The organism is Tardiphaga sp. (assembly GCF_044336785.1).
Taxonomy (GTDB): Bacteria; Pseudomonadota; Alphaproteobacteria; order Rhizobiales; family Xanthobacteraceae; genus Tardiphaga.
In genome coordinates, this window is record NZ_JBIIOT010000015.1 from 12019 (window position 1) to 34472 (window position 22454).

Below are 22454 nucleotides of genomic sequence, written 5' to 3' on the forward strand. Positions count from 1 at the left end.
GAGACGACAGGCGGAAGTGGTGCTATCTGCGCAGTCCTGATTGGGGATCGCGTATTCACAAATGGCCCATGTCGTCCTGAGCTTCGATGAGATTGTCGATCATGCGCGGCTTCCGGAGCTCATCCGTCGGCAATCGGGTGCGTTGATCGGCGCATTCGAGTCCGATCCGCGGCCGACATCGGTCTTCGCGACACAGCAGCGCTGGCTGATGGCGCATGCAGCATTCGGGCTTTATTTCCGAAGCCAGCACAACCGCATTGTGCCCAGCGACTTCCTCAATCTGGTGGAGCACCACAAGGTTGCAAGCCGCAATACGGCCGACGCGTTCATCAAGGAAATGGTGCAATACGGGTTGGCGCGGCCGGTGGAGGATGCGCACGACAAACGCACGCGGCCCATCGTCCCGAGCCATGAGAGCCTGCAGCAGATTAGCGGCTGGCTGATGCTGCATCTGGCCACGCTTGACGGTCTCGACGGCGGCACGCGGATGCAGATGCTGCATGCGGGCGCCGATATCCTGCCACGCACTCAGCCGCTGATCGCCGATGCCTTGCTGACGACACCGTCGATCCGTGAGCCCGTGCAGACGTTCGCGCTGTTCACCTGGCTAAACGGGGGCGGCATCGTGATGGATCGCATCATGACCAGCATCCCGCAGATCGACCCGGCCGCCGATTGCATTCCGACCGGGATCTCGTCGGTGGATTCGTTGATCGGCGGGTTGGTACTGTCGCGCTCGCATCTGGTGCGCAAGCTGCGCGAGGCTGAGGCGCTGGGCAGTCTCGGCTGGGAAGGGCGACCGGACCGCTCGACACTCTGGATCTCGCACGGTTTCTGGCGGGAATATGCGACGGCCCAGGCCGTGAAGCTCGCGATCGTCGATCGGGCGTTTGCGGCGGCCGCTGCTCGCTGATCAGCCCGCGAGTGCTTCTTTCTGCCGTTCGACGGCAAAGGCCTGCAGGATAGCGAAGCGGGCAAGTTCAATCGACACCGCGCCTTCGGCTGCTTCAATCAGCAGATGCGTCGCGGTGCGCCACGCGTCCGTCTTGTATTCGGAATTGGGAAGCCGGGCGATATAGGCGCCCGCATCGCGGAGCGTCGCAAGCCTGTCACCATTCGGGATCTCGATAGGGTCGGTAAAACGGTCGGACCAGGCCATCACACTGCAATCTTATACGCGCTCAGCCCACAAGAACGGTGAAGGGCGCGAGATGTTCCCTGAAACGAGGCGTGCAATATTACCGCAGGCATCGAGCTTTCAGCAGGCCGCAGGTCCGGTGTCGGTTCATTTTCGCCTGAAATACGGCGTCGCCGTTGTAATCCGGGCTGTGGAGCCTTATTCCACGGCGCATGAACAACCTCGCTGTCGCCGAAAAACCCCTGATGGCCTGGTCGGGCCAGACGCTGCTGCGCAAGCCGGCGCCGTTCCTGCCCATGAGCCGTGCCGAGATGGACGAGCTTGGCTGGGATGCCTGCGACATCGTGCTCGTCACCGGCGACGCCTATGTAGACCATCCCTCCTTCGGCATGGCGATCATCGGCCGCCTGCTGGAAGCGCAGGGGTTTCGTGTCGGCATCATCTCGCAGCCGGACTGGCATTCGGCCGAGCCGTTCAAGGCGCTGGGCCGGCCGCTGGTGTTCTTCGGTGTCACCGGCGGCAACATGGATTCCATGGTGAACCGCTACACCGCGGATCGCCGCATCCGCAGCGATGACGCCTACACACCGAATGGCGAGGGCGGCAAGCGACCGGACCGCTGCACCGTGGTCTATGCACAGCGCTGCCGTGAGGCATTCAAGGACGTGCCGATCATTCTCGGCGGCATCGAGGCCTCGCTCCGCCGCATCGCGCATTACGATTACTGGTCGGAGAAAGTGCGTCGCTCGATTCTCGCCGACGCGAAGGCTGATCTGCTGCTGTACGGCAATGCCGAGCGCGCCGTGGTTGAAGTCGCCCATAGGCTGGCCGATGGTGAATCGCCGCGCGATCTCGACGATATCCGCGGCGTCGCGCTGTTCCGCCGCGTGCCGGAGAATTACACCGAACTGCCGGCGGACGATATCGACTCCGCCGATGAAGGCGCCACGCGCCGCAGCGGCGATACGGTTGTGCGATTGCCGTCCTGCGAGCAGGTCGAGCAGGACAAGGAAGCCTATGCCCGCGCCTCGCGTGTGCTGCATCGGGAAGCCAATCCGGGCAATGCGCGCGCGCTGGTGCAGCGTCATGGCGATCGCGATCTCTGGCTCAATCCGCCGCCGATCCCGCTGACATCGGACGAGATGGATTCGGTCTACGACCTGCCTTACGCGCGCGCGCCGCATCCGTCCTATGGCGATGCCAAGATTCCTGCCTGGGACATGATCAAGTTCTCGGTGACGATCATGCGCGGCTGCTTCGGCGGCTGCACCTTCTGCTCGATCACCGAGCATGAAGGCCGCATCATCCAGAACCGCTCCGAAGGCTCGATCCTGCAGGAGATCGAGAAGATCCGCGACAAGACGCCGGGCTTTACGGGCGTCATCTCCGATATCGGCGGCCCGACGGCCAATATGTATCGGATGGCGTGCAAGGATCCGAAGGTCGAGAAGGCCTGCCGCTTGCCGTCCTGCGTCTTCCCCGAGATCTGCCCGAACCTGAACACGTCGCATGACGACCTGATCCGGCTGTATCGCAAGGTGCGCGAGACCAAGGGCATCAAGAAGGTGATGGTCGCGTCCGGCGTGCGTTACGATCTGGCGGTGGAGAGCCCGAAATATATCGAGGAGCTCGTCACCCATCACGTCGGCGGTTATCTCAAGATCGCGCCGGAGCACACCGAGCGCGGGCCGCTCGACAAGATGATGAAGCCGGGCATCAGCACCTATAACCGCTTCAAGAAGATGTTCGATGCCGCTGTGCAGAAGGCCGGCAAGAAGTACTTCCTGATCCCGTATTTCATCGCGGCGCATCCCGGCACGACCGACGAGGACATGATGAACCTCGCTCTGTGGCTGAAGAAGAACCGCTACCGCGCCGACCAGGTGCAGACCTTCCTGCCATCTCCGATGGCAACGGCCACCGCGATGTATCACACCGGCCTCAATCCGCTGCGCGGCATCCGCCGCGGCGCCAGCGAGAAGGTCGATGCGATCAAGGGCCTGCGCCAGCGCCGGCTGCACAAGGCGTTCCTGCGCTATCACGATCCCGATAACTGGCCGGTGCTGCGCGATGCGCTGCGAGCGATGGGCCGCGCCGATCTGATCGGCCCGCGTCCGGAGCAGCTTGTGCCGGCACATCAGCCGCCGGGTACGGGCAAGGCGGCAGGTACACAGCGACCGGTGCGTCCGGGCGGTGCCCGGATGGGCAAATTCACCACCAAGGGCATCCCGATCCGCAAGTAATCGGTTCAGCTCGCGGCCATCCTTCGAGACGCCGCTGCGCGGCTCCTCAGGATGAGGGTGGAGTTTGTCGCTACAGACGTCCCTCATGGTGAGGAGCCCGCGAAGCGGGCGTCTCGTACCATGCAGGCCGAGCACTATCCTTATGTGCACACGCCAACCGAATTGCCACATGTGTGGCGCGGCCGAGTTCCCTCAAGTTCCTTGCGGGTTCCCCATGAATAGCTGTTCCGCGCAGCTGTCGAAGTTCCCGTTTGCGGCGTTGTTTCGGCATGACCGAACGCATCGCAGAGGAATTCCGAGATCTTGCCCGTATCGCGTTGCGGAAGGCACGCGCCTTGCCGCCGGGCCCCGAACGCAATGAGCTGCGCCAGGTGGCGCTGGCCCTGAAGACGCTGGCCGAGAACAACGCCTGGCTCGCAGGGCAGCGGCGCAACCGCTAGCGCTTCGCCTGCGCGATCACGTCATGCGGCATCATCACATGGATGCCCTTTTCGAGATTGACGAGCTGGGTGACGCGCACATCTGCCGCAAGGCTGCAGAGCATGTAGGCGTCCTCGGGCGACAGCGTGGTGCGTGCAGCGACCATCGCGATCATCCGGCGCAGCGCAATCCGTGCAGCCTCATCCAGGTCGGGATCGAAGGCCATGGTGATGAGATGGTCCTTCGTCTCGGCATAGGGCGCTTCGAGCTGGGCATTCTTCACGAGATCGATCTTGAACGTGCCGGTGAGGCCTGTTTCGACGGCGGTGACGCAGACTTCGCCGTCGCCCTGCACGGCATGGCCGTCGCCGCAGGAGAACAGGCCGCCTGCGGTCCAGACCGGCAGATACAGCACGCTGCCGGCGCAGAGCTCCTTATTGTCGATATTGCCGCCGAAATGCGACGGCATGGTCGATGAGGCGCGCCCGACTTCGGGTTTGGGCGCGGTGCCCATCACGCCGAAGAATGGCTGTGCCTGCAGCGTGATGCCCCACGGCGTCTTGACGATCTTGTTGGTGCGATCGAGCCCGATATGGATGCGGCGGAAATAGTCGAAATCGTCGGGCAATGTGCCCATGCCGGGGCGGAACAGCATGTAGCCCCAGTCGTCGGCGAGCTGGACGTCCTGGATCTCGACGCGCAGCGCATCGCCCGGCTCGGCGCCGCGGACGGCCACGGGGCCGGTGAGGATATGCGGCCCGAGATCGGGCGTGACGGCGTCGATGATGGCGAGTAGTTCCGGACGCGGCGTCATGCCGGAATCTGTCGGCAGGTGGTCGCGGGTGCCGCTGACACTGGTCATGATGACGGTTTCGCCCGGCTCGATCGTGGCGATCGGCTTCTGCTTGGCGTCGAAATAGCCCCAATGGACGGTGGCGGGCGTCGGCTGGATGGTCTGCGTCATTGGTGGCCCCTGATTTCCGATTCTGCGGCACAGCTTACCGGCTGAACCTGCGTTTGCAGCGCAAAATATCCTTTCGCGGGCCGGTGCGATGCCTTATTGCGAGGCCTTCCTTATTGCCCGCGAGTCCCGCCGCCCATGATCCGCCTCGACAATATCAGCAAGCAGAACGGTCATCAGATCGTCTTCATCGAAGCCGCCGGCGCGCTGCTGAAGGGCGAGAAGATCGGCCTTGTCGGCCCCAACGGGTCCGGCAAGACGACGCTGTTCCGCCTGGTCACCGGCCGCGAGCAGCCGGATGAAGGCCAGGTGGTGGTCGAGCGCGGCGTCACGATCGGCTATTTCAGCCAGGATGTCGGCGAAATGTCGGGCCGCAGCGCGACCGCCGAAGTGATGGAGGGCGCGGGCCCCGTCAGCGTGGTGGGCACCGAGCTGAAGGAGCTGGAAGCGGCGATGGCCGATCCGGACCAGGCCGACAGGATGGACGAGATCATCACCCGCTATGGCGAGGTGCAGGCGCGGTTCGAGGAGCTCGACGGCTATGCACTCGAAGGCCGCGCGCGCGAGGTTCTGGCCGGCCTGTCGTTCTCGCAGGAGATGATGGACGGCGATGTCGGCAAGCTCTCGGGCGGCTGGAAGATGCGCGTGGCGCTGGCCCGCATTCTGCTGATGCGCCCGGACGTGATGCTGCTCGACGAACCATCGAACCATCTCGATCTGGAAAGCCTGATCTGGCTCGAGGGATTCTTGAAGGGCTATGAGGGCGCGCTGCTCATGACCTCGCATGACCGCGAATTCATGAACCGCATCGTGACCAAGATCATGGAGATCGATGGCGGCTCGCTGAATTCCTATTCCGGCGATTACGAGTTCTACGAGGCGCAGCGCGCCATGAACGAGAAGCAGCAGCAGGCGCAGTTCGAGCGCCAGCAGGCGATGCTCGCCAAGGAAATCAAGTTCATCGAGCGCTTCAAGGCGCGCGCCTCCCATGCGGCGCAGGTGCAGAGCCGCGTCAAGAAGCTCGACAAGATCGAGCGCGTCGAGCCACCGAAGCGCCGTGAAGTCGTGTCGTTCGATTTTCTTCCGGCACCGCGTTCGGGTGAAGACGTCGCCAGCCTGAAGGGCATCCACAAGGCCTATGGCAGCAAGGTGATCTATGAAGGGTTCGACTTCATGGTTCGCCGCAAGGAGCGCTGGGCCATCATGGGCATCAACGGCGCCGGCAAGTCGACGCTGCTGAAGCTGGTGGCTGGCGCATCCGAGCCGGACACCGGCAGCGTGACCATCGGTGGCAGCGTGAAGATGGGCTATTTCGCCCAGCATGCGATGGATCTGCTCGATGGCGAGCGCACCATCTTCCAGAATCTCGAAGACACCTTTCCGCAGGCAGGGCAGGGCACGCTGCGCGCGCTGGCCGGCTGCTTCGGCTTCTCCGGCGACGACGTCGAGAAGCGCTGTCGCGTGCTGTCAGGCGGCGAGAAGGCGCGTCTGGTGATGGCCAAGATGCTGTTCGATCCGCCGAATTTTCTGGTGCTGGACGAGCCGACCAACCATCTCGACATGGCCACCAAGGAAATGCTGATCAAGGCGCTGGCGGATTTCGAGGGCACCATGCTGTTCGTGTCGCATGACCGCCACTTCCTGGCGGCGCTGTCGAACCGCGTGCTGGAGCTGACGCCGGACGGCATCCATCAATATGGCGGCGGCTATAACGAATATGTCGAGCGCACCGGCCAGGAAGCGCCGGGGCTGCATAGCTAAACTCAATCCCTCATGGTGAGGAGGCGCGCAGCGCCGTCTCGAACCATGAGCTGGCCTGGCTCCTGAGCTCCGCAGCCATCCTTCGAGACGCGCGCTTTGCGCGCTCCTCAGGATGAGGGTGAGCGTGTGGTGCGCATCACCCCTTCAGCGCCGACAGCGACACACCGCGCTTCACCACCGTCCGCATCGCAAAACTCGAATGCAGACGCGACACACCCGGCATGCGCGACAGATGCTGTTTGTGGATGCGCTCATAGTCCGGCATGTCGCGCGCCTGGACATGGACGAGATAGTCGTCATTGCCGGACATCAGATAGCAGGACACCACGTCCGGGCATTGCGCGATGGCACGCTCGAAGGCGGAGAGGGCATCCTCGCTCTGCTTGTCCAGCGTGATGTGGACATGCACGGTCATCATGTAGCCGAGCTCGGCTGCTTCGATCTCGGCGGCATAACCGCGGACGATCCCCTTCTTCTCTAGAGCGCCCAGCCGCCGCGTGCAGGCAGTGGGTGACAGGCCGACCTTCTCAGCCAGCGCCATCTGGCTGATGCGGGCATCCTGCACGATCTCGCGCAGGATCTTTCGGTCGATGGAATCGAGGTCGGCAGGCATGGTTCCCTCGGATCGCAGAAATTCGCTAATATATCGGCCATATTCGCCGGAATCCGGCGTCTTAGATGTTAGCAGTGGCCTAAATCGCCGTAAAGCGTCGTGAATGGGGTGAGATAGTGACTCGTTGGTCCTCGAATGGAGGTGGCGGTCATGCTGGCGCGGGTGGATGTGAACGACAGTGCGCAGCACGCAGGCGCGGTGCTGACCATCGATCTGGCTGGGATCGGCCGGAATTACCGGCTGCTCGCCAGCAAAGTGGGGCCCAACGTCACGTGTGCAGGTGTGGTCAAGGCGGATGCCTACGGGCTCGGCGCTGATCGCGTGGCTCCGGCGCTCTATCAGGCCGGGTGCCGGTCGTTCTTCGTCGCGCATCTCGATGAAGGGCTCGATCTGCGCCGTCATCTGCCGCGCGATGTGACCATCCATGTGCTCAACGGCCTGCCGCTTGGCGGCGAGGGTGACTGTGCGGCAGCGGGCCTCGTGCCGGTGCTGAATTCGCTCGATCAGGCGCAGGCGTGGTCACAGCAGGCGTTGGAGCGCGGGCGAAAGCTGGTTGCGGTGGTGCAGGTCGATAGCGGCATGTCGCGGCTTGGCATGTCGTCGCGTGAAATCGCGCAATTTGTCGACGCTCCGCTCCCCGGCATCGATGTCACGCTGGTGATGAGCCATCTGGCTTGCGCCGATGAAGCCTTGCATCCGGCCAATGCGTATCAGCACGCGGCATTCGCAGCGCTCGCGGCACGCTTCCCCGGCATCCGCAGATCGCTCGCAAATTCCTCCGGCATTTTCATCGACGGCAGCTATCACCACGATCTGGTGCGGCCCGGTGCTGCCCTTTATGGCATCAATCCATTGCCCGGGCAGGTCAATCCGATGCTGCCGGTGATCCGGCTCACCGCGCAGGTCGTGCAGGTGCGCGATGTCGAGGCCGGTGCGCATGTCGGTTATGGCTGGACCTTGCAGACGGCGCGGCCGACGCGGCTTGCGACTCTCTCGATCGGCTATGCCGACGGCCTGCAGCGCGCATTTGGCGCAAGTGGCGCAGTCTATTTTCGCGGCAAACGACTGCCGTTGGCCGGACGTGTCTCCATGGACTCGCTCATCGTGGATTGTAGTGAGCTGCCCGAGGGGGCGTTGGCACGCGGTTCGCAAGTGGAGATCATCGGCGGGCATCAGACCATCGACGATCTCGCATCTGCTGCCGGGACCATCGGTTACGAGATGCTGACATCGCTCGGTCGCCGCTACGAACGGATCTATGCTGAGGAAATCGACACGCGCTGGCGCGGTCGTGCTGGGAAGATTGCACTATGAAGGTTCTCGTTCTCGGCGCCGGCGTCATCGGCGTCACCACGTCCTACTATCTCGCCAAGGCCGGCCATGAGGTGACGGTGATCGACCGTCAGCCCGGCCCGGCGCTGGAGACGAGCTTTGGCAATGCCGGCGAAGTTTCGCCGGGCTATGCCTCGCCCTGGGCGGGGCCGGGCGTGCCGAAAAAGGCGCTGGGCTGGATCATGGACAAATATGGTCCGCTGGTGGTGCGTCCGCAGGCCGATCCGTATCAGTGGCGCTGGATGCTGCAGATGCTGCGCAACTGCACCAGCGAGCGTTACGCACTCAACAAATCGCGCATGGTCGGCATTGCCGAATATAGCCGCGACCAGCTCCGCGCGTTGCGCGCCGAGACCGGCATCGCCTATGACGAGCGCAGCCAGGGCACGCTGCAGCTGTTCCGCAAGCAGTCGCAGCTCGACGGCGCCGGCAGCGATATCGAGATTCTCAAGCAGTACGGCGTGCCTTACCAGGTGCTCGATAAAGCCGGCTGCGTGCAATATGAGCCGGGTCTGGCCGGCGTGCAGGATCTGTTCATCGGCGGGCTTCGCCTGCCCGATGACGAAACCGGCGACTGCCATCTGTTCACTCAGGCGCTGGAGAAGGTCGCCGCCGGTCTCGGCGTGAAGTTCATCTATGAGACGAGCATCAAGTCGGTGGATGTCACGGGTGGCCGCGTCGCGCAGGTGACAACGAACAAGGGTGTCTTCACCGCCGATCAATATGTGATGGCGCTCGGCAGTTTCTCGCCGCTGCTGCTGCGTCCGCTCGGCATCGATGCGCCGGTCTATCCGGTGAAGGGCTATTCGCTCACAGTGCCGATCACCGATGCGACGGTGGCTCCGGAATCCACGGTGATGGACGAGACCTACAAGGTGGCGATCACCCGCCTCGGCGATCGCATCCGCGTGGGTGGCACGGCGGAGGTCGGCAATTACACGCCGCAGCCGACCGCGCCGCGCCGTCTGCCGCTCGACAAGTCGCTCACGGATCTGTTCCCGAAAGCGGGCGATCTCGCGCAATCGACCTTCTGGAGCGGCTTGCGGCCGATGACGCCGGATGGTCCGCCGATCGTCGGCCCGACCAAGTTCGGCAACCTGCATCTCAATACGGGCCATGGCACGCTGGGCTGGACCATGGCCTGTGGCACCGCGCGGGTGCTGTCCGACCAGATCTCCGGCAAGGCGCCGGAGCTGGATGTGACCGCATTGGCGATGGCGCGATATAGCTGATCGAAGCGCAGACGCGTAGGATGGGTTGAGCGCAGCGATACCCATCACGGCAGGCGCGTGTGGTGATGGGTATCGCTGCGCTCAACCCATCCTACAGCCATGGCGGGCACAGCGCATGCCCGCCATGCGCTCATTTCGTCCCATTTACATCCCTCCCGTTTCCGTTTTCAGTTGCTGAAAACCATGCGGGGAAACATGAGCGGATCATCTGCGTCGACGCGCGCGCCGGCGAATGCCATCGAGGCTGACTACGTCATCGTCGGTGCCGGCTCTGCCGGTTGCGTACTCGCCAATCGGCTGTCGGCGTCCGGAAAATACTCGGTGCTGCTGCTCGAAGCCGGCCCGCAGGATCGCAATATCTGGATCCATGTTCCGCTCGGCTACGGAAAGCTGTTCAAGGAAAAATCCGTCAACTGGATGTATGAGACCGAGCCCGAGCCCGGCCTCAACGACCGCAAGGTGTTTCAGCCGCGTGGCAAGGTGCTCGGCGGCTCCAGCTCCATCAATGGCCTGCTTTATGTGCGCGGCCAGCATGAGGATTACGATCGCTGGCGTCAGCTCGGCAATGCCGGCTGGGGTTATGACGACGTGTTGCCCTATTTCAAGAAAGCCGAGGACCAGACGCGCGGGCCGGACGATTATCACGGCACCGGAGGTCCGCTGCCGGTGTCGGATTCGCGTTGCCCCGATCCGCTGTCGGAAGCCTTCATTGCGGCGGCGGCGCAGACCGGTCTTCCCGTCAACAATGATTTCAACGGCGCGAGCCAGGAAGGCGCCGGCTGGTTTCAGACCACCACGAAAGGCGGCCGCCGTGCCTCGACGGCGCGGGTCTATCTGCGTCCGGCGCTGAAGAACGGTCATGGCAATCTGCGCGTCGAGACCGAAGCGCCGGCGCAGCGCCTCGTGTTCGAAGGCAAGCGTGCGGTGGGCGTGCAGTTCAAGCAGCACGGCAAGATCAAGACGGCCTTCGCGCGCAAGGAAGTGCTGGTGGCGAGCGGCGCCTATAACTCGCCGCAGCTGCTGCAGCTCTCGGGCATCGGCCCGGCGGATCTGCTGAAGGAGCATGGCATCGACGTGCTGCTCGATGCGCCCGGCGTTGGCGCGGATTTGCAGGACCACATGCAGGTGCGCATGGTGATGGAGTGTCCGCAAAAGATCACGCTCAACGATTTCGTCAATCATCCCCTGCGCAAGGTGATGATGGGCCTGCAATATGCAGCCTTCCGCAAGGGGCCGCTGACTTACGCGGCGGGCACCACCGGCGCCTTCTTCAAGACCGATCCGCGGATGGCGTCGCCGGATATCCAGATTCACTTCCTGCCGTTCTCCACCGACAAAATGGGCGAGAAGCTGCACACATTTTCCGGCTATTCGGCCTCGGTGTGCCAGTTGCGGCCCGAGAGCCGCGGCTCGCTGCGGATCAAGAGCGCCGATCCATCCGTGCCGCCGGCGATCCGCATCAATTATCTGGCGACGGAAACCGATCGCACCGCGAATGTGGAAGGATTGAAGATCCTGCGCAACATTCTCAATGCGCCGGCGATGAAGCCATTCGTCACGCGAGAGGTGGAGCCGGGCCCCGGCACCGTGACTGATGAGCAATGGCTCGCTTACTGTCGCCAGCGCGGCAGCACGGTCTATCATCCCACATCCACCTGCCGCATGGGCAATGATGCGCGTGCGGTGGTGGATCAGCGCCTGCGTGTGCGCGGCATCGAAGGCCTGCGGGTGATCGATGCGTCGATCATGCCGGACCTGATGTCGGGGAACACCAATGCGCCGGTGATCATGATCGCGGAAAAGGCGTCGGATATGATTTTGGAGGATGCGCGGTAGGCGCCGGTTATCCCTCGCTTGTCATCACCCGCGAAAGCGGGTGATCCAGTAGACATCGGTGGGTGTGTTTCATCACCGAGGTCGGTGTTCACGCGATCGCCCGGTCAAGCCGGGCGACGACAGTCTGGGAGGCTTTTAGCTTACGCCTTCTTCACCCACACCTTGTTGTCATGAAACGCAGCGCCGCCATAGGGCGCGACGGCCTCGCCGCCTGTCAGCATATTGATGCCGCGGCCGCCGATATGGGATTTGTTCGGAAAGATCGATTCAGCGATCAGCACGCCGCGACGAAGCCCGTCGAAAATACGCGCGGTCAGCGTCGTCTCGCCGCGCATATTGCCGAGCACCACTGCATCGCCATCGGCGATGCCGAGCCCTGCCGCATCCGCCGGATGGATCATCACCGTCGGCGCGCCCTCGCGGGCCTGCGATGATGGCGTCTCGTTGAAGCTCGTATTGAGGAAGCTGCGCGACGGGCTGGTGGCGAGACGGAACGGATGCGCGTCATCGGCCTGTTCGATCACCGCCCAGTGGTCGGGAAAGGACGGCATCTCGTCCCACGCGCCCATCAGGCCGGCATTGGGCACCGGCACTTTCGACCAATCCGCCTTGAAGTGGAATTTGCCGTCGGCATGGGCGAACCCATCGAGATAATGCGAAGCGCGAAAGTCGGGTTGGATGTCGCGCCAGATATCGGCTTCGAGTTCATCGACGCCACCGCGGCCGCTTGCCTTCAGCGTCTCATCGATGATCTCGCGCGGCGTCATGTCGAAGGCACGATGCCTGGCATCGAGCCGTTCGGCGATGCCCTGCAGCACGTCGTGATTGGAGCGGCATTCTTCCGGCGCGTCGATCAGTTTGGTGCCGACCGAGATGTGCTGCTGGCCGCCGCCATAATAGAGATCGTCATGTTCCATGAACATGGTGGCCGGCAGTACGATGTCGGCCATCATGGCGGTTTCGGTCAGGAACTGCTCATGCACGACAACGAACAGGTCGTCGCGCGCAAAGCCCTGACGTACCAGTGCCTGTTCCGGTGCCACCGTCATCGGATTGGTATTCTGGATCAGCATCGCCTTCACCGGCGGGCCGCTCTGCAGTGCTTCGGTGTCTCCGGTGAGGATGCGACCGATCTTCGACTGATCCAGCCGCCGTGTCGTGGGATCGATGGCATCGAGACCCTCGATCAGCGTCTTGTCGAATTTCCAGATCGCCATGTTGTTGTAGAAGGCGCCTCCGCCTTCATGCTGCCAGGCGCCTGTGACCGTCGGCACGCACAGGGCCGCATGCATCTGCACGGCGCCGTTGCGCTGGCGGGTGAAGCCGTAGCCGAGACGGAAGAAGCTGCGCTTGGTCTCGCCGACGAGATGCGCAAAGGCCTCGATCTCTTCCGCAGGAACGCCGCAGATCTGCGATGCCCATTCCGGCGTACGGGTCGCCAGATGTGCTTCAAGCTCCGGAGAGGCGTCGGTATATTTCGCCAGATAGTCGCGATCGGCGAGGCCGTCGCGGAACAGCACATGCATCACGCCGGCGGCAAAGGCGCCATCGGTGCCCGGCTTGAGCAGGATCTTGATGTCGGCCTGCTTCATGGTGTCGTTGTCGTAGATATCGACGACAGCGAGCTTGGCGCCGCGCTCCTTGCGCGCGCGGGAAACGTGGGTCATCACATTGACCTGGGTCGAGACCGGATTGGTGCCCCAGATCACGATCAGGTCGGACTTCACCATCTCGCGCGGATCCACGCCCGCCACCTTGCCGGTGCCGGCGGCGAATCCGGCCCAGGCAATGCTGGCGCAGATGGTGCTGTAGAAGCGCGAATAGCGCTTCACATTGGCGAGGCGGTTGATGCCGTCGCGCATCACCAGGCCCATGGTGCCCGCATAATAATAGGGCCAGACAGATTCCGCGCCAAAATCGCGTTCGGCCGCGTCGAACTTCGCCGCGATCTCGTCGAGTGCTTCATCCCAGGTGATGCGCGAAAAGTGGCCGGAGCCTTTCGGTCCGGTGCGGCGCATCGGATACATCAGCCGGTCGGGATGATGAACGCGCTCGGCATAGCGCGCGACCTTGGCGCAGACGACACCGGCGGTATAGGTCTGCTGCTTGGAGCCACGGACCCGGCCGATCGACTTGCCGTCGATCACCTCGATATCGAGCGCGCAGGCCGATGGGCAGTCATGCGGGCAGGTGGAGTTCTTGATTGCGATCTTGGCTTGCACGTTCATGGCGCCACGCTAGCCAAAAGTTTACTGGAGGAAAAGCCGTGGTTTTATGCAGGGCGGCCTGTCCGTCAGGCAGGCCGCCTTGAATGCCACGTTTTCGCAGCTATTTGTGCAGCGCGTCGCGCTGGGCGACCAGCCGGTCCAATTCCTCGTTCTGGCTGGCCAGACGGTCGGCGGCGCGTTCCTCGTTGCCGTCGCCTGCAGCCCCAGCAGCTTGTTCGATCAACTGGCGGATATTGTCGCGGACAATGGCGATGCGATCGTCAAGTTCGGCGGCGGATAGGGGAACGCTCATGGTGATCTCCGTGGCCCGCAACGGGCTGTCCATAATACTTAGTGGGTCCGGAGCCGGTTTCCATTGAACGATCGTCAGCTCGCAGCCGAATGGACCGGATAATCGGTATATCCCTTCTCCTCGCCGCCATAGAAGGTGGCGCGGTTATAGGGGGTGAAAGGCACGTTCAGCCTGATGCGCTCCGGGAGATCGGGATTGGCGATGAAGGGCCGCCCAAAGGCGATGACGTCCACATTGCCTGAGGCAACGGCTTCCTCCGCCGAGGCACCGTCGAAACCGCCGGCAGTGACCAATACGCCCTTCCAGAGTGGGCGGAACAGCTCATAGACCTTCGGCACATTGTCGTGAAACACTTCCGCGCGGCCGACGCCGCTGGTGCGAGGTTCGACGAGGTGGAGATAAGCGAGGCCGAGCTTGTCGAGCTCATTGGCCACATAGGTGTAGAGCGGCATCGGATCGGCTTCGCCGGAATCATTGGAGACGCCATAGGGCGAGATGCGCACAGCGACGCGATCCGCAGTCCATGCATTGACGACGGCCTTGGTCACCTCAAGCAGCAGGCGAGCCCGGTTCTCGATGGAGCCGCCATATTGGTCGGTGCGTTGATTGCTGCGTGTCTGCAAAAACTGTTCGAGCAGATAGCCATTGGCGCCGTGCACCTCGACGCCATCGAAGCCGGCTTCGCGGGCATTGCGTGTCGCTTGCGCATAGGCGGCGATGATGCCGGGGATCTCATCGGTCTCCAGCGCGCGTGGCGTCTCATACGGCACGGTTTCGCCGGAAGGCGTGCGCGTGGTGGCGTTGATGGCGATGGCCGAGGCGGAGACTGGCAGCTTGCCATCGGGCTGCAACGAGGAATGCGAGGCGCGGCCGACATGCCAGAGCTGCAGGAAGATGATGCCGCCTTTGGCATGTACGGCATCTACCACCTCTTTCCAGCCAGCGATCTGCTGCTTCGAATAGATGCCGGGTGTGTTCGGGCTGCCCTGTCCTTCCGGCATCACCTGCGAAGCTTCGGCGATGATGAGGCCGCCTTGGCTGGCGCGCTGCGCATAATATTCGACATTGAGCGGACGGGGGGCGAGCGCCGACTTCTCAGCGCGCATGCGCGTCAGCGGAGCCATGGCGACGCGGTGGCTGAGCTGGAACGGGCCAACCTTTAGCGGCTTGAACAACGAAGACGACGTCATCTGTACTCCATTCAAAAATCAAATCGGGTGATAGCAGCGAAAACGATGCGGCGCATGCGTATCGTTCAATACGCAGGCACCACTGGTCAATCAAAGTTGTAAAACACTATTCGCTGCAGTGCAGCGATGATGCTACGAGACGGAATGTTTTGGCCATATGGGCCCGGAATTGACGAGGACGGTTGCGATGACGGAGCTGGTGAAGAAGAAGGTCGAGGGCGTCGGCGAATATCATAGCGCAGCTGGCGGCTGGGGCGCGTTGAAGGCCGTGGCGGATGTGGTGCGCAGCCAGCTCGCGGTGGTCGATGAAACCCGCGGCCTGCTCACCATGAACCAGCCGGCGGGCTTCGATTGCCCCGGCTGCGCCTGGCCCGATCCCAAGCACACGTCGTCTTTTGAATTCTGCGAGAACGGCGCCAAGGCGGTGTCGTGGGAAGCGACGGCCAAGCGGACGACGCCGGAGTTCTTCGCCGAGCATACGGTGAGCGAGCTTTGGAAATGGCACGATCACGATCTGGAAAATCACGGCCGTCTGACCCATCCGGTCGCCTATGACGCCGCGAGCGACAAGTTCGTTGAGGTCTCGTGGGACGATGCGATGGCGCGCATCGGCGCAGGCCTGCGTGCTTTGCCAGATCCGAACATGGCGGAGTTCTACACGTCGGGCCGCTGCTCGAATGAGGCGGCGTTCCTGTATCAGCTTTTCGTGCGCGAATACGGCACCAACAATTTCCCTGATTGTTCGAACATGTGTCACGAGGCCACCAGTGTCGGCCTGCCGAAGTCGATCGGCATCGGCAAGGGCACGGTGACGCTGGAAGATTTCGATCACGCCGACGCCGTGTTCTGCATCGGGCATAATCCCGGCACCAATCATCCGCGCATGCTCAACACCCTGCGTGCCTGCTCCAAGCGCGGTGCGGCCATCGTCTCGATCAATCCGCTGCGCGAGCGTGGGCTCGAGCGTTTCATCTCGCCACAGCATCCGTCGGAAATACTGACGGGCAATGCGACGCAGCTGTCATCGGTCTATTACCAGATCAAGGTCGGCGGTGATCTCGCGGTGCTGAAGGGCATGATGAAGGCCGTGGTGGCGCTCGATGCCGAGAGTCGCGCTGCCGGCGGACCGGATGTGCTCGACCGCGCCTTCATCGCCGAACATACCCAGGGTATCGACGGTCTTCTGGCCGATCTCGACGCGACGTCATGGGAGTCGATCGAGGCTTCATCGGGTCTGAAGCGCGCGGACATCGAGCATCTCGGCCGCATCTACGCCAATGCCAAGAGTGTCATCATCAATTACGGCATGGGCATCACCCAGCACCGCCACGGCGTCGCCAATGTGCAATACATCGCCAATCTGCTGCTGCTGCGCGGCAATTTTGGTCGCCCCGGTGCGGGCATCTCGCCACTGCGCGGGCACTCGAATGTGCAGGGTGATCGCACGGTCGGGATCACCGAGCTGCCGAATGATGCGCTGCTCGACGGGATCAAACGCGTGTTCGGCTTCGATCCGCCGCGCGCCCATGGACATGATGCGGTGGCGGCGGTGAAGGCCATTCGCGATGGCCGCTCCAAGGCGCTGGTCGCGCTTGGCGGCAACCTGGCGGTGGCGATGCCGGATCCGGAGGTCACCTATCCGGCGATGCGCAGTCTCGATCTCGTCGTGCATATCGCCACCAAGCTCAATCGCTCGCATCTTCTGATCGCGAAGGAATCGATCATCCTGCCGTGCCTCGGTCGCACGGAGATCGACATACAGGCAGGTGGCAAGCAGCTCGTCACCGTCGAGGACTCCATGTCGATGGTGCATGGGTCGCGCGGGGGATTGAAGCCGGCGTCGGAGCATCTGCGCTCGGAAGCTCGTATCGTCGCCGATATGGCGATCGCCACGTTGCCTGATACCAAGGTGGATTGGCTCGATTATGTGGCCGACTACAACAAGATCCGCGATGCCATCGAGGGTGTGTTTCCTGCATTCAAGGATTATAACGAGCGCATCAAGAAGCCCGGTGGCTTCCGCCTGCGCAATGCAGCGTCGGAGCGCGAGTGGTTGACCGAAAGCGGCAAAGCGCAGTTTCTCGTGCTCCCCGGCGTTTATGAAGACGGTTCGGATCAACATGCGCTGACGCTGACGACATTGCGCAGCCATGACCAATACAACACCACGATCTATGGCATGAACGACCGCTATCGGGGCATCACCGGCCGGCGCGATATCGTGTTCGTCAATGCGGAAGATCTTGCCAGCCGCGGTCTCGCCCATGGCGATGTGATCGATGTCGTGCTGGATGGCAAGAGCGGAGTCGAACGCGCCATGCGCGGCTTTACGGCCGTGGAATATGACATCCCGAAAGGCTCGATCGCGGCCTATTATCCCGAGGCCAATGTTCTGGTCGCGCTCGAGGAGCACGATGCGCGCTCGGGAACGCCGGCTTACAAGTCGGTGCCGGTGAAAATCAGCGCCGCCGCCTAGCTGCAGCGCAGCATGAGCAATGCATGACCGCCACTGCTTTAGTGGCGGTTGCCGCCTGCGACATTTTTGCGTAGGCGAGCAGCATCATGTCTGCTGCTGAAGCTCTGTCTCCTGCCAAGCCCGAAGCCATCGAAGCGCCTGTGAGCACAGCGCTGCTGGCGGCACTTCTCATTCTCACCTGCGGCCATGTGCTGTCCAACATGCTGCGGACAACGCCGGCCCTGGCGATCGACGTCATGGCGCCGGATCTTGGCGTCACGCCGCAGAGTCTGGCTGCATTGACTTCGGCCTATCACTTCTTCTTCGCCATGCTGCAAATCCCGATCGGCGTTGCGCTGGATCGCTACAGCATTCGCTCAGTGTCTCTGGTGTTGTTTGTCGGCACCATTATCGGTGCGGCGATCGCTGCCTTTTCTACTGGACCTGTGTCCTTCTTCGTCTCGCAAGCCACGATCGGCATGGCGACGTCGGGCATGTTGATGTGCCCCATTACCCTCGCGGCTAAGCGGCTGACGCCGGCGCAGTTCGGTTTGTGGTCCGGTGTCATTCTGTCGTTCGGCAATTCCGGCCTGCTGCTGTCGGCAAGCCCGCTGGCCTATGTCGTCGAGCATTGGGGGTGGCGTGCCGGTTACTGGACCGCAGTTGCAGCTGCTGTCGTGGTGGCCTGCCTGATCGCAGTGATCGTGCCGGCCGCCCGACCGGAAGGACAGCAGCGCGCGCTCGGCGCGGAAATGGTGTCGGTGCTGCGCCTCGGCCTGTCGCGCGCAGTACGCGGCATCATCATCCTCGCTTTCGTCTCACTGGCAATGCAGCTGGTGCTACGCGGGATCTGGGCGGGGCCCTGGCTGATGACGATCAAGGGCCTGTCGCGTATCGAGGCTGGCAATGTGTTGCTGCTGTTCACGCTCGCGCTGGTGATCGCGCCGGCGGTGTCCGGCATCATCGATCGCAAATTCGGCCATCGGCGTGTGTTGTTGCTCAGCGTGCATCTGATCGCAGCCGTCTTGCTGCTCACCATGGCGCTCGGTGCGCCCGGCTATCCACTGGCGCGTCTGTTCGGTATTCCGCTGATGCCAGTAGCCGTCGATACCGTGTTGCTGGTGACGTTCGGCTTCCTCGTCTCCATGCAGCCGCTGATCTATGGGATGGTCCGTGAGGCTGTCGCGCCCGAAAATATCGGCAAGGCGCTGTCAGCAGCCAATCTGGCTTTCTTCCTGGGCACGGCGGTGGTGCAGTCGGTTACCAGCCCGGTTGCGGCCTATTGGGGGCTGCCCGCTGTGTTGATCGTCATGGCGGTATGTTTGACCACAGGCGCCTTGATCTTCTTTGCTTTGACGCGCCCGTCGATGCAGCGCGCGAAACCGTGATGACGCGGCGATTTCGCCGCTTTCAAGGTGCTGGCGCGACGCATTCGCTTGTGATCAGATGTGGTGTGACGCGGCAATGACGTCGCGAACAGTAGATTTGCAGGAGGAGGATAACTTGCCTTTCTTCGTCAAAGGGACTGATACGTCCGGTACCGTTTCACTGCGCCGCGACAATGCCGCGGGTGCGGTCAAGAAGGCCAAGGAGCTGCTGGACGACGGGAGCTGGGATATCGAGATCGTCAGCCCCGACGGCCTCGTCTATCCGCTCGCCGAGTTCGAGGCGATTCAGGATGCGCCATCGGCGACCAAGCACTGACTGACGGATCGTCGGGCAGGTGGCAGCATCGGAACTCATCTTTCACCACTATCCGCGTTCGCCATTCGCCGAGAAAATCCGGGTCGCATTCGGGTTGAAGGGTCTGCGCTGGCGCTCGGTCGAGCAGCCGCGCATGGCGCCGAAGCCGCAGCTCGTTCCGCTCACTGGCGGCTATCGCCGTATCCCCGTTTTGCAAATCGGCGCTGATATCTATTGCGACACCCGGCTCATTCTCGCCGAGCTGGAGCGACGCTATCCCGAGCGAACTTTTTATCCGCCGCGCACGCGTGGCATCGCCGACATGGTCGCGGGCTGGGCTGATCAGGCTTTGTTTGCCACATCGCTGGGTCTCGTCTTCGGCCTCAATGGCGATCGCTTTCCGCCGGAGCTGCATGCCGATCGTGCAACATTCACCGCCGGCAGATTCGATGGATGGGACAGCGAGAAGATGCGACCGCGCGTGCCATCGTTGCGCGATCAGTTTCGGCAGCATCTGACATGGATCGATCAAGGCCTGACTGAGAGCGGTCCCTTCATCTTGGGTGATGCGCCTTCGCTCGCTGATCTCGCCGTCTATCATCCACTATGGTACGCGCGCGGGAATCTTGGAGAAGGCGAGGGCGTGTCCGATCATCCGCGCGTGCTGGCATGGATGGATCGCATGGGCGCGCTCGGCCATGGCCATAGCGACGCGATGACGCCGGACGCGGCGCTCGATGTGGCTCGCGCTGCCGAACCAGACATCGTCAGCACTACCGCATCGGAATGGCCGCTCGGCACGCCGCTTGCGGTGACGCCGACGGATTGGGGCTTCGACACGGTGACGGGCACCTGCCTTGCCGCAGGCCCGGACCGCGTCACATTGCAGAGGAATGATCCCGCAGTCGGGACAGTCGCCGTTCACTTTCCGCGCATTGGCTTCGCAGTGACAACGCTCTGATCGAGACTATTGCGATACCTTTCGACTCGCAATTTAAAACTGTACGGCTAGTATCGGAACTCGACGGGGGCGCTCCGTGCCCGCTGGGGGATTGCGATGATCTATCTGCTTGGATTGTTGTTGGGCGTGGTCACCGGCTTGCGGGCGATGACAGGAGCGGCGGCGGCCAGCTGGGCTGCCTATCTCGGGGTCGCAAAGGTCACCGGCACCTGGCTCGCATTTCTCGGCTCGAGCTGGGCCGTCGCCATCTTCAGCATCCTTGCCGCTGTCGAACTGATTACCGATCAACTGCCATCGACACCAAGTCGTAAAGTGCCGGTGCAGTTCGCCACCCGCATTGTTGTCGGCGCGATTGCCGGGATTGCGATTGCGGGGACGGCCAACTGGCTGTTCGGCGGTGCGGTCGGTGCCATCGGTGCAGTTATCGGCACACTCGGCGGCGCACATACCCGCGGCATACTCGCATCAAGCTTCGGCAAGGATGCGCCCGCCGCCTTCATCGAGGATGCTGTCGCTATTATCGGTGCAATATTGATCGTATTGGCGCTGAAATGACCCAGGCTTTCGATGCCATCATCATCGGTGCCGGTCAGGCCGGCCCGTCGCTGGCGGGCCGTCTCACCGCGGCCGGGCAGAATGTCGCGATCATCGAGCGCCATCTGTTCGGCGGCACTTGCGTCAATACCGGCTGCAAGCCCACCAAGACCATGGTGGCGAGCGCCTATGCTGCGCATCTGGCAAGGCGTGGTGGCGATTATGGCGTGATCATCGACGCGCCGGTGCGGATCGACATGGCGAAGGTTCGCGCGCGTGCGGACAAGGTCATCATGGATTCGCGGAACGGCGTCGAAGGCTGGTTGCGCCATATGAAGAATTGTACGGTGTTTGATGGCCATGCGCGCTTCGAATCCGCGAACAGCTTGCGTGTGGGTGACGATGTTCTGGCTGCGCCAAAGATCTTCATCAATGTCGGCGGTCGCCCGGTGATCCCGGATTTTCCGGGCGTGAATGATGTGCCCTATCTCACCAATAGCGGCATGTTGAAACTCGACCGCGTGCCGAAACATCTGGTCGTGGTCGGCGGCAGCTATATCGGTCTCGAATTCGCGCAGATGTTTCGCCGCTTCGGTGCGGAGGTGACGGTGGTGGAGAAGGGGCCGCGGCTGGTATCGCGCGAGGATGCGGATATCTCCGCACTGATCCGAGAGATACTGGAAGCCGAAGGAATTCACATCCGCACCGGCGCAGAATGCATTACCTTCAAGCCGCACGCGGATGGCGTTGCTGTCGGGGTCGATTGCACTGAAGGTGCGCCCGAGGTGATCGGCAGCGATGTGCTGCTCGCAGTGGGGCGCCGGCCGAATACTGATGATCTCGGTCTCGACAAGGCCGGCGTGGCCACGGATGAGCGCGGCTATATCAAGGTCGATGACAGCCTCGCCACCAATGTCCCGGGCATCTATGCGATGGGCGATTGCAACGGCCGCGGCGCTTTCACGCATACGGCCTATAATGATTTCGAGATCATCGCTGCCAATCAGCTCGATGGCGCGAGCCGCAAGGTCAGCGATCGCATTCCCGGCTATGCGCTGTTCATCGACCCGCCGCTCGGTCGTGTCGGGATGACGGTGACACAGGCAAAGGCGACGGGCAAAAAGCTCCTCATCGGCGAGCGACCGATGACACATGTCGGGCGCGCGGTGGAAAAGGGGGAGACGTTCGGCAAGATGCAGGTGGTCGTCGATGCCGAGACGAAGAAGATTCTGGGTGCAGCGATCCTTGGTACGTCAGGCGACGAGGCCATCCACGGCATTCTGGACATCATGAATGCCGGCGCGGATTACACCGAGCTGCAATGGGCGGTGCCGGTGCATCCCACGGTATCGGAATTGATCCCGACGCTTCTCAATGAGATGAAGAGCAATTAAGCGAGCTGGAATTTCAGCGCCGTCATCAAGGTCAGCAGCGTGATGCCGCAGGCGGCGCAGACGATGGCCATATTGATGAGGCTTCGGGTGGCCGTGCGCAGAACGGCGAAAGTCGGATGAGCGGCCTCATGGGTATCCGCTTTCTTGCGCGGAGCCGTTTTCTTCTTCGCTGCCATGGTGA

The 22454-nt window shown here is 62.6% G+C and carries 20 protein-coding genes; 13 read left to right on the forward strand and 7 right to left on the reverse strand.

Annotated features, from left to right (window positions below; genetic code table 11):
- The first annotated feature begins 61 nt into the window (after positions 1–61).
- On the forward strand, positions 62–913 hold the full coding sequence (locus tag ACIQ2A_RS06940) for a hypothetical protein (protein WP_398477210.1): 852 nt from the start codon (positions 62–64) through the stop codon (positions 911–913).
- Here the strand turns inward: ACIQ2A_RS06940 and ACIQ2A_RS06945 are convergent, their stop codons facing one another.
- On the reverse strand, positions 914–1159 hold the full coding sequence (locus ACIQ2A_RS06945) for a hypothetical protein (protein ID WP_398477212.1): 246 nt from the start codon (positions 1157–1159) through the stop codon (positions 914–916).
- A 191-nt stretch (positions 1160–1350) separates the two neighbouring features.
- On the opposite strand from ACIQ2A_RS06945, the gene ACIQ2A_RS06950 reads away from it, so the two are divergent.
- Positions 1351–3381 (forward strand): YgiQ family radical SAM protein, encoded by a 2031-nt coding sequence (locus ACIQ2A_RS06950; RefSeq protein WP_398477214.1) that lies wholly within the window; start codon positions 1351–1353, stop codon positions 3379–3381.
- Positions 3382–3650: 269 nt separating this feature from the next.
- Positions 3651–3821, forward strand: coding sequence for a hypothetical protein (locus ACIQ2A_RS06955; RefSeq protein WP_398477217.1), 171 nt, complete (start codon positions 3651–3653; stop codon positions 3819–3821).
- Here the strand turns inward: ACIQ2A_RS06955 and ACIQ2A_RS06960 are convergent.
- Positions 3818–4765: an acetamidase/formamidase family protein gene (locus ACIQ2A_RS06960; protein ID WP_398477219.1), complete on the reverse strand. Its 948-nt coding sequence runs from the start codon at positions 4763–4765 to the stop codon at positions 3818–3820. The two genes, ACIQ2A_RS06955 and ACIQ2A_RS06960, sit on opposite strands and share 4 nt — an antisense overlap.
- 135 nt (positions 4766–4900) lie before the next feature.
- On the opposite strand from ACIQ2A_RS06960, the gene ACIQ2A_RS06965 reads away from it, so the two are divergent.
- Entirely contained in the window at positions 4901–6523 is a 1623-nt protein-coding gene (locus ACIQ2A_RS06965; RefSeq protein WP_398477221.1) for an ABC-F family ATP-binding cassette domain-containing protein, read from the forward strand.
- Positions 6524–6659: 136 nt separating this feature from the next.
- Here the strand turns inward: ACIQ2A_RS06965 and ACIQ2A_RS06970 are convergent, their stop codons facing one another.
- Positions 6660–7136, reverse strand: coding sequence for an Lrp/AsnC family transcriptional regulator (locus tag ACIQ2A_RS06970; protein WP_398477223.1), 477 nt, complete (start codon positions 7134–7136; stop codon positions 6660–6662).
- A 150-nt stretch (positions 7137–7286) separates the two neighbouring features.
- On the opposite strand from ACIQ2A_RS06970, the gene alr reads away from it, so the two are divergent.
- The 3 genes from alr (at position 7287) to ACIQ2A_RS06985 (ending at position 11536) form a co-directional block, all read left to right on the forward strand.
- Positions 7287–8450, forward strand: coding sequence for an alanine racemase (gene alr, locus ACIQ2A_RS06975; protein ID WP_398477225.1), 1164 nt, complete (start codon positions 7287–7289; stop codon positions 8448–8450).
- Complete coding sequence (locus ACIQ2A_RS06980) at positions 8447–9700, forward strand: D-amino acid dehydrogenase (RefSeq protein WP_398477227.1); 1254 nt, start codon at positions 8447–8449, stop codon at positions 9698–9700. The genes alr and ACIQ2A_RS06980 overlap by 4 nt, the downstream gene beginning before the upstream one ends.
- Before the next feature lie 195 nt (positions 9701–9895).
- Complete coding sequence (locus ACIQ2A_RS06985; protein WP_398477229.1) at positions 9896–11536, forward strand: GMC family oxidoreductase; 1641 nt, start codon at positions 9896–9898, stop codon at positions 11534–11536.
- Positions 11537–11676: 140 nt separating this feature from the next.
- Here the strand turns inward: ACIQ2A_RS06985 and ACIQ2A_RS06990 are convergent, their stop codons facing one another.
- The 3 genes from ACIQ2A_RS06990 to ACIQ2A_RS07000 form a co-directional block, all read right to left on the reverse strand.
- Entirely contained in the window at positions 11677–13764 is a 2088-nt protein-coding gene (locus ACIQ2A_RS06990) for a molybdopterin-dependent oxidoreductase (protein WP_398477231.1), read from the reverse strand.
- Between the two features lie 100 nt (positions 13765–13864).
- A complete protein-coding gene (locus ACIQ2A_RS06995; RefSeq protein ID WP_398477233.1) occupies positions 13865–14056 on the reverse strand; it encodes a hypothetical protein in 192 nt (63 codons plus the stop codon).
- Between the two features lie 74 nt (positions 14057–14130).
- Positions 14131–15246 (reverse strand): alkene reductase, encoded by a 1116-nt coding sequence (locus tag ACIQ2A_RS07000; RefSeq protein ID WP_398477235.1) that lies wholly within the window; start codon positions 15244–15246, stop codon positions 14131–14133.
- Between the two features lie 196 nt (positions 15247–15442).
- On the opposite strand from ACIQ2A_RS07000, the gene ACIQ2A_RS07005 reads away from it, so the two are divergent.
- The 6 genes from ACIQ2A_RS07005 (at position 15443) to ACIQ2A_RS07030 (ending at position 22273) form a co-directional block, all read left to right on the forward strand.
- Positions 15443–17722, forward strand: a complete 2280-nt coding sequence (locus tag ACIQ2A_RS07005; protein ID WP_398477319.1) for an FdhF/YdeP family oxidoreductase — start codon at positions 15443–15445, stop codon at positions 17720–17722.
- 86 nt (positions 17723–17808) lie between these two features.
- Positions 17809–19089, forward strand: coding sequence for an MFS transporter (locus tag ACIQ2A_RS07010; protein ID WP_398477237.1), 1281 nt, complete (start codon positions 17809–17811; stop codon positions 19087–19089).
- Positions 19090–19204: 115 nt separating this feature from the next.
- Complete coding sequence (locus ACIQ2A_RS07015; protein ID WP_398477239.1) at positions 19205–19405, forward strand: hypothetical protein; 201 nt, start codon at positions 19205–19207, stop codon at positions 19403–19405.
- A gap of 19 nt (positions 19406–19424) precedes the next feature.
- Positions 19425–20345 carry a glutathione S-transferase family protein gene (locus ACIQ2A_RS07020; protein WP_398477241.1) on the forward strand — a complete coding sequence of 307 codons (921 nt, stop codon included), beginning with the start codon at positions 19425–19427 and terminating at the stop codon, positions 20343–20345.
- A gap of 96 nt (positions 20346–20441) precedes the next feature.
- Positions 20442–20900, forward strand: a complete 459-nt coding sequence (locus tag ACIQ2A_RS07025; protein WP_398477243.1) for a DUF4126 family protein — start codon at positions 20442–20444, stop codon at positions 20898–20900.
- Complete coding sequence (locus tag ACIQ2A_RS07030; RefSeq protein ID WP_398477245.1) at positions 20897–22273, forward strand: FAD-containing oxidoreductase; 1377 nt, start codon at positions 20897–20899, stop codon at positions 22271–22273. Before ACIQ2A_RS07025 ends, ACIQ2A_RS07030 begins: the two co-directional genes overlap by 4 nt.
- On the opposite strand, the gene ACIQ2A_RS07035 is transcribed toward ACIQ2A_RS07030, so the two are convergent.
- Positions 22270–22449, reverse strand: a complete 180-nt coding sequence (locus ACIQ2A_RS07035; RefSeq protein WP_398477247.1) for a hypothetical protein — start codon at positions 22447–22449, stop codon at positions 22270–22272. The two genes, ACIQ2A_RS07030 and ACIQ2A_RS07035, sit on opposite strands and share 4 nt — an antisense overlap.
- Positions 22450–22454 lie beyond the last annotated feature (5 nt).

Coding starts and splice junctions, on each gene's coding strand:
- ACIQ2A_RS06940 (WP_398477210.1), top strand. CDS start 62: ATGGCCCATGTCGTCCTGAGCTTCGATGAGATTGTCGATCATGCGCGG.
- ACIQ2A_RS06945 (WP_398477212.1), bottom strand. CDS start 1,159: ATGGCCTGGTCCGACCGTTTTACCGACCCTATCGAGATCCCGAATGGT.
- ACIQ2A_RS06950 (WP_398477214.1), top strand. CDS start 1,351: ATGAACAACCTCGCTGTCGCCGAAAAACCCCTGATGGCCTGGTCGGGC.
- ACIQ2A_RS06955 (WP_398477217.1), top strand. CDS start 3,651: ATGACCGAACGCATCGCAGAGGAATTCCGAGATCTTGCCCGTATCGCG.
- ACIQ2A_RS06960 (WP_398477219.1), bottom strand. CDS start 4,765: ATGACGCAGACCATCCAGCCGACGCCCGCCACCGTCCATTGGGGCTAT.
- ACIQ2A_RS06965 (WP_398477221.1), top strand. CDS start 4,901: ATGATCCGCCTCGACAATATCAGCAAGCAGAACGGTCATCAGATCGTC.
- ACIQ2A_RS06970 (WP_398477223.1), bottom strand. CDS start 7,136: ATGCCTGCCGACCTCGATTCCATCGACCGAAAGATCCTGCGCGAGATC.
- alr (WP_398477225.1), top strand. CDS start 7,287: ATGCTGGCGCGGGTGGATGTGAACGACAGTGCGCAGCACGCAGGCGCG.
- ACIQ2A_RS06980 (WP_398477227.1), top strand. CDS start 8,447: ATGAAGGTTCTCGTTCTCGGCGCCGGCGTCATCGGCGTCACCACGTCC.
- ACIQ2A_RS06985 (WP_398477229.1), top strand. CDS start 9,896: ATGAGCGGATCATCTGCGTCGACGCGCGCGCCGGCGAATGCCATCGAG.
- ACIQ2A_RS06990 (WP_398477231.1), bottom strand. CDS start 13,764: ATGAACGTGCAAGCCAAGATCGCAATCAAGAACTCCACCTGCCCGCAT.
- ACIQ2A_RS06995 (WP_398477233.1), bottom strand. CDS start 14,056: ATGAGCGTTCCCCTATCCGCCGCCGAACTTGACGATCGCATCGCCATT.
- ACIQ2A_RS07000 (WP_398477235.1), bottom strand. CDS start 15,246: ATGACGTCGTCTTCGTTGTTCAAGCCGCTAAAGGTTGGCCCGTTCCAG.
- ACIQ2A_RS07010 (WP_398477237.1), top strand. CDS start 17,809: ATGTCTGCTGCTGAAGCTCTGTCTCCTGCCAAGCCCGAAGCCATCGAA.
- ACIQ2A_RS07025 (WP_398477243.1), top strand. CDS start 20,442: ATGATCTATCTGCTTGGATTGTTGTTGGGCGTGGTCACCGGCTTGCGG.
- ACIQ2A_RS07030 (WP_398477245.1), top strand. CDS start 20,897: ATGACCCAGGCTTTCGATGCCATCATCATCGGTGCCGGTCAGGCCGGC.
- ACIQ2A_RS07035 (WP_398477247.1), bottom strand. CDS start 22,449: ATGGCAGCGAAGAAGAAAACGGCTCCGCGCAAGAAAGCGGATACCCAT.